Here is a 6,964-nt window from a genome sequence, read left to right on the forward strand (position 1 = left end):
CAGGGCAGGCGGCCCATGCGGGTGGTGATCTCGCCGAAAAGCTGCGTTCCCGACATGCCCGCGCCGAGCTGGTAATCGAGCAGCAGCGCGTCGGGCACGATCTCGAGATCCGCCAGCAGGTCGAGCGCGCTGGCCGCATCCTCGGCCTCGATCACATTGACGCCCCAGCTCTCCATCAGCACCGTCATCGCCCGGCGCAGCTGCGGATCGTTCTCGACCAGCAGCACGATCAGCCCGGCCTGCGCCAGCCCCTGCGGGCGCGCCGGCCCAAGTGCTGCGGGCCGCGACGGCGCCGTGGCGCCGACCACGGGCAGGCTCACCATGAAGCACGAGCCGCGCCCCGGCTCCGACCACAGCCCCAGCGGGTGCCCGAGCCGCGCGCAGGCGCGCTCGACGATGGCAAGGCCAAGGCCCAGCCCGTCATTGGTCGAGGCGCGAGTGTCGAGCCGCCGGAACTCCTCGAAGATCGCCGACTGGTCCTCCTCGGCGATGCCCGGCCCGGTGTCCCAGACCTCGATCCGGGCGGTGCCGCCGCGGCGGCGCACGCCAATCACCACGCGCCCGGCCTCGGTGTAGCGGATCGCGTTTGCGACGAGGTTCTGCACCACGCGACGCAGATAGGAGGGATCGGTCTCGACCGTCAGGTCGCTGTCGATCATCCGCAGCTTCAGCCCCTTGCGGGCCGCGAGGACCTCCATCTCATCGCGCAGGCGCGAGAACACCTCGCGCAGCGCCACCGGGCGGATGTCGAATTTCAGCCCGTCGGATTCGAGCTTGGAGATGTCGAGCAGCGCATCGATCAGCTGCTCCGCCGAGGTCAGCGCCGATTCCGCCTTGTCGAGCACCGCCTTGTCGCCGGCATCGGCGCTCTTCTCCGACAGCGACGAGATGAACAGCTTGGCGGCAGAGAGCGGCTGCAGCAGGTCATGGCTCGCCGCCGCGACGAAGCGCGATTTCGAGGCGTTGGCGCGCTCGGCGGCCGAGAGCGCATCCTCGAGCTCGAGCGTGCGCTCCATCACCCGCTGCTCGAGCATCTCGTTGACCTCGGTCAGCCGCCGCGCCGCCTCGCGTTCGGCAGTGACATCGGTGCAGGAGAACAGGAAACCGCCATCGGGCATGCCGCGTCCGAAAAAGCGCAGCACGATGCCGCCATCGCGACTGAGTTCGAAGCTGATCGGGCCGCGCCGTCCGCCCTGATCGGTCCAGCGCCGGAACAGCTCGCGGTCGCTCTGCTGCGAAAAGCGGAAATTCTGCTCGACCTGCTCCATCAGCCCGTCGAAGGAAGCGCCGAGATGCAGCCGCCGCGCGGGCAGGTTCATCAGCGTGCCGATCTTTTCGTTCCAGGCTACCAGATGCGCGCCCTCATCGAAAATGCAGACCCCCTGATCGAGATGGTCGAGCGTGGCGCGGATCATCCGCGTCTGCTTGTCCTTGAGCTTGAGCCGCTCCTGCCGTTCGAGCCGGATGATGTCGGTGACGTCGGTCTGCAGGATCACCGTGCCGCCATTCGCGGTGCGGTGCTCGGAGACCTGCAGCCAGCGGTCCTGGCCGTGGCGGACGTTGAACATCACCCGACGGTCGGTGTGCTTGCGCATCCGGTCCGCCGCCCAGGCCTCGGGCGAGAGGCCCTCGGGCAGCGACAGGTGGCGCGACCGACTGACATGGCGCACATAGCCGTCGAACGAAAGGCCCGGGCGCAGGTCGCGCACGGTGTCGCGGAAATCGCGGCAGAAGCGCGAGTTGCACATCACCAGAACGTCGCTGCCATCGAACAGGGCAAAGCCTTCCGAGATCGTCTCGATGGCGTCGGCGAGGTTGCGCCGCGCGGTCTCGGTTTCCTCATGCGCGTGGGCAAGCTGGGCGTTCGACTCGTGCAGAAGGTTGAGCGTGCGCTCGAGCTCGAGCGTGCGCTCGCGCACCCGCTTTTCCAGCAGCGCGGCGCGTTCGAACTGGGCGTAGGCCTCGCCGGACTGACCGTTGCCGTGCTCGACATGGTTCATCAGCGTCTCGACGATGCGCAGCAGCTTCTCGTTCTGGCGCTCGAGGGAATCATCGGGGTTGATCAGCGACATCAGGGCTGATCCTCGTCCTCGGCGGCATAGAAGGCCACCCCGGTGAGGGTCTGGTTGACGTGCAGCGCCCCGAATTGCTCACCATAGGTGTTGAAGCCCACCACATTGTGCCGCGTGAGCACGTCCGAGACCGCGCGAGTCTCCTGGAACTGGCCGGCTTCGAGCCGGCGCAGCAGGCAGTCGCAGCCAAGGATCTGCTGCGGCGCGCCCTGCGCCGAGAGCGCGTCAAGCGCCCGGTCGAGATGGCTCGCCATGTCCTGCCGCTCGGCGAGGGTCAGGACCATGCCTTCGTTGATGGCCGAGAAGAACACCAGCTCGCCCGCGTCGCCGACCTTCTGGATCGAGCGCACGTGGTGGCTGTCGCCGAGCCGCACCACGACGGGGTGGGTGGCGAAGGTAAAAGTGTCGAGCTGTTCCGGCTGCATCCCGAGCAGGCGGGCGTATTCCTGCGCCGCAGGCTCGGCGTTGATCTCCTGCACGACGCGGTGATCCGGCGCGGCGCGGGTCACCACCATGCGCGTGGTGGTGGGCACCAGGTGATCGACGCTGAACACCTTGACCGGGCAGCGGCTGCGCACCAGCGCGAGCAGCGCCGCGTTGCTGCGGATCTTGCCGTTGAACGACAGCCAGGTAGAGCCGAAATTGGTGCCGTCGCCGGTCGATCCGCCGAACAGCGGCATCGGCCCCATGGCCGAAGCGAGGATCGAGGCGACGTTCTCTTCCTGCAGCGACAGCCCATCGACCATGAGGAAGGCGAACTCCGAGCCCTTGTCAGGGGCATCGACGCTCAGCGCCATGCGGCGCTGCATCAGCTGGTCGATTACGGTGCGGTCATCGAGCGAGTCGAGCCCGTCAATGGCCAGCGCGTCGACCGCGAAAAGGTCGGACGGGAAGGCGATGGCGATGATCTGACCTTCCTCATAGCCCGCACGGCCGATCTCGCCGGCGGTGGTGCAGGCGAAAACGTCGGCCCCGCCGAAGGCCCCCGGCGCGGCATCGTTCAGCGCGTCGAAATCCGCATCTGGAGAGGCGAACAGGCAGACAAGCTCGAACGGTCCCTCACCGAGCTGTTCCGCGATTGCCGCGACCGGATCGGCGGCGTTGCAGTCCACCTGCGCGACGCGCAGGGCACCGGCCCGGTCCGTTTCCCTCCCTGCGGAGCGCGTTTGTGCTCCGTCCACGACATCACCTCCCCTTGCGATGTGCACGGCAGGTTACGGCGCGGCCCCTTCGCTTGGCAAGACCCGGTTGAAGTTGGCTTCCTGGGCGATCAGCACCGCCTGGGTGCGGCTGTGCACCCCGAGCTTGCGCATGATCGCCGTGACATGGGCCTTGACCGTGGTCTCGGCGATGGTGAGGTCGTAGGCGATCTGCTTGTTGAGCTTGCCCTCGCAGATCAGCGACAGGATGCGGGCCTGCTGATTGGTCAGCGTCGCCAGCCGCGCCAGCGCGTCATCGGGGCCGGCGCCGCCATCGGGCTCGCGCGGGTCGATGTAGCCGTCGGGCACGAAGGCCTCGCCGCGGCCCACCGCCTCGAAGGCGCGGCGGAAGACCGAGCGCTGCGAGTGCTTGGGCACGAAGCCGTTGGCGCCGGCCTTGAGCGCGTGGCTGATCATGCGGTTGTCGGCCATCGACGACGCGATGAGGATCGCGGCGCGCGGCGCGGCATTGCGCATCCGCACCAGCCCGTCGAGCCCGTGCACATCCGGCAGGTTGAGATCGAGGATCACCAGATCGGGCGGCTCGCCCTGTGCCACGATGTCGAGCGCCTTCTCAAGCGTGCCGGCGCTGCGGATTTCCTCGAAATCCGAGATCGACTGCAAGGTCAGGGTCAGCGCATCGCAAAACAGCGGGTGATCATCGACCACCAGCGCCCGGATCGGTCTGCCTTCGCTCAATAGGTCCACGCGGTCGCTCATCCTTTAACTCCTCTCCCCGTAGGTCAGGATAGACCGGGGCCGGCGGCGCCGAAACGTGCCAAAAGGTCGGATAGCGCGATCAGAACCAGCTCTCGACCGTGCGCGCCCCGTTCGAGATGTCCTGTCCGACGCCATCGATGGTGGCGCATCCGCCGAGAGTGATCGCCAGCGCGGCGATGATGAGTACCTGTTTCATTGCTCTGCTCGTTTTTTGGTTTTGTATCGGTCTTTTGGTGGCCGGTTTCCGGCTCGCCGCGAGTTTATATAGATTTCATTCGCCTTGCCACCACCATGCGTTTGGCATCCAGTCGATCCAGTCGCCATAAACGGGCGTATCCTCGGCGAAGGTCAATTCCTTGGCATGCGCGATGCGCGAGATGTTCCACTGGTAGATCGGGATCACGTAGCGCCCGGTGGTCAGGATGCGGTCGAGCGCGCGCGACGCGGCGATGAAATCCTCGTGGCTGGTGGCATTGAGCAGGGTGTCGATCATCGCGTCCGCCGCCGGGGACTGCATCCCCATCAGGTTGCGCGAGCCTTCCTGCGTCGCCGCCTCCGAGCCCCAGTAGAGCCGCTGCTCGTTGCCCGGGCTGAGCGAGATGCCACGGCGGAAGAAGGTCATGTCGAAATCGAAGCGGTTGACGCGTTCGTTGTACTGGGCCGAGTCGATCACCGTGACCCGCGGCGCGATGCCCATGCGCTGCAGCGCCTGCACGTAGATGTCGATGATCGACTGCTCTTCGCCGGCGCCCTGGTTGAGCACCACCTCGAAGCTGAAGGGCTGGCCTTCGGCGTTCTTCATCACGCCGTCCTGCACCGTCCAGCCGGCCTCCTCCATCAGCGCCACGGCCTTTCGGATATTGCCACGGTTGCGGGCGCTGCCGTCGCCCTCGGGCAGGGCATAGCCCTCGAGCGCGCCGGGCAGGAGCGTGTCGGCGAAGGGCTCGAGCAGCTCGCGCACGCGGCCCTCGGCAGGGCCGGCGCTCATGGCGAGGTCGGAGTTGGAGAAATACGAGGTGATGCGCGGCTGGCGCGAGCCGGTCATGGTCTCGTTGATATATTCGAAGTTGAAGGCGTGGATCATCGCCGCGCGCACGCGCCAGTCGGCAAAGGCGCCGTGGCGGGTGTTCATCACGAAGCCGGTCATGCCGGTGGGGCGGCCATGCGGGATCTCGGATTTCACCACGTCGCCGCGCTGCACGGCGGGGAAATCGTACTGGGTTTCCCATTTCTCGGCGTTGTTCTCGCGCAGCGCGTTGAGCGCGCCGGCCTTGAACGCCTCGAACTGCACCGTGCCATCGCCGAAGAACTCCATGCGGATCTCGTCGAGATTGGCCTGGCCGGTCATGAAGGGCAGGTCCTTGCCCCAGTAATCGGGATTGCGCTTGAGCGAGACGTAGCGACCGGCCTCGAAGCTGTCGATGACGTAGGGCGCGCTTGTGATCGGCACCACGTCGAGCCCGCTGGAGCCGAAGTCGCGGCCCTCCCACTGCGCCTTCTTGAGGATCGGGCGCATGCCGATGATAAGCGCCAGCTCGCGGTCGTCGGTCGAGAAGGTGAAACGGATCTTGTTCGGGCCCGTCTGCTCCATGCTCTCGACCTGGGACCATGCGCCGCGGTAGCGAGGATGGCCCTCGGTGCCGAGGGTCTCGTAGCTCCACATGACATCCTCGACGGTGACCGGGCTGCCATCGGAGAATCGCGCCTCGTCGCGCAGGGTGAATTCCACCCACTCACGATTCGGTCCGGTCTCGATCGTTTCCGCGAGGAGGCCATAAAGCGAGAACGGCTCATCCCAGCTACGGCCCATCAGGCTCTCATAGGCGAGGAAGCGGAGCTGCCACGGCACCGAGCCCTTGAGGATGTGCGGGTTGAGGCTGTCGAAGCTGCCGACCTCGCCGGTGACCAGTTTGCCGCCCTTGGGCGCATCGGGGTTGGCATAGGGCAGATGATCAAAATCTGGGGGCAGGGCAGGGTCGCCATACATAGCTATGCCATGCGCGGGCTCTGCGGAGGCGATTCCACCGCAGGCCAGAATCGCCCCGAGAACGAGAGCGCCGACCGTGCGGCGCGCGAAATAATCGGCCATCATTTCCGAAACAATCCCTGTCTGCCCTTGTTTTCTTGGCCCCGGAGGGTACCGGGGCTTTCACGTCTTTTCAAACTTTTAGCTTGGACTCCAGCGGTAAAGCGCGTATAACAAGGGCACTGCTCGATAGGTTTCTTGCCTGTATGAAACCTGCCTCAATGACTGAACGCCGGCCTCGTGCCGGCGTTTTTTTTGGTCTGGAGCCGGGCTGGTGCGGCGCTTTTGTCGCCTGTTAGCGCTGAGCGCAAGGGTCCATTGGTCTCGAAAGCGTGATTGTCGCAGGCGGGAACCCGCAGCCCCGAAATCCCCTTATCTTGCAGGTGCAGCATTGCTATGCTGCACCGGAAAAATGAGGAGTTTTCAAGATGTCTCTCAAGGGCAAGACCGCAATCATCACCGGCTCGAACTCGGGCATCGGGCTTGGCGTGGCGCGCGAACTGGCGCGGGCCGGGGCTTCGGTGGTTCTGAATTCCTTCACCGACAGCGCCGAGGACCACAAGCTTGCCGAGGACCTCGGCAAGGAGTTCGGCGTCGAGGCGCGCTACATCAAGGCGGACATGTCCAAGGGCGAAGAATGCCGCGCGCTGATCGAAAAAGCCGGCGCCTGCGATATCCTGGTGAACAATGCCGGCATCCAGCACGTCTCTCCGATCGACGAGTTCCCGGTCGAGAAATGGGACGCGATCATCGCCATCAACATGAACTCGGCCTTCCACTGCACCGCCGCGGCGCTGCCGATGATGCGCAAGGCGGGCTGGGGCCGGGTGGTCAACGTCGCCTCGGCGCATGGGCTTACCGCCTCGCCCTACAAGTCGGCCTATGTCGCCGCCAAGCACGGCGTCGTGGGGATGACCAAGGTGGTGGCGCTGGAAACCGCCAAGGAG

6 protein-coding genes are annotated in these 6,964 nt (G+C 65.8%); 1 reads left to right on the plus strand and 5 read right to left on the minus strand.

From position 1 onward, the window contains the following. From AC6RA4_RS21940 to AC6RA4_RS21960, 5 genes are all read right to left on the minus strand, one after another. Positions 1 to 2,072: hybrid sensor histidine kinase/response regulator (locus AC6RA4_RS21940; RefSeq protein WP_500163927.1), on the minus strand; the 2,072-nt coding region annotated here is incomplete at its 3' end. Then, positions 2,072 to 3,253: an FIST N-terminal domain-containing protein gene (locus tag AC6RA4_RS21945; RefSeq protein ID WP_500163929.1), complete on the minus strand. Its 1,182-nt coding sequence runs from the start codon at positions 3,251 to 3,253 to the stop codon at positions 2,072 to 2,074. The genes AC6RA4_RS21940 and AC6RA4_RS21945, both read right to left, overlap by 1 nt. Before the next feature lie 33 nt (positions 3,254 to 3,286). Then, positions 3,287 to 3,991: a response regulator gene (locus AC6RA4_RS21950; protein WP_500163930.1), complete on the minus strand. Its 705-nt coding sequence runs from the start codon at positions 3,989 to 3,991 to the stop codon at positions 3,287 to 3,289. Between the two features lie 79 nt (positions 3,992 to 4,070). Next, a complete protein-coding gene (locus AC6RA4_RS21955) occupies positions 4,071 to 4,187 on the minus strand; it encodes an entericidin EcnA/B family protein (RefSeq protein WP_500163932.1) in 117 nt (38 codons plus the stop codon). A gap of 75 nt (positions 4,188 to 4,262) precedes the next feature. After that, positions 4,263 to 6,083, minus strand: coding sequence for an extracellular solute-binding protein (locus tag AC6RA4_RS21960; RefSeq protein WP_500163934.1), 1,821 nt, complete (start codon positions 6,081 to 6,083; stop codon positions 4,263 to 4,265). A gap of 362 nt (positions 6,084 to 6,445) precedes the next feature. Between AC6RA4_RS21960 and AC6RA4_RS21965 the strand changes: the two genes are divergently transcribed. Continuing rightward, the coding region (locus AC6RA4_RS21965; RefSeq protein ID WP_500163936.1) for an SDR family NAD(P)-dependent oxidoreductase at positions 6,446 to 6,964 on the plus strand (519 nt) is incomplete at its 3' end.

The organism is Salipiger sp. (assembly GCF_059781815.1).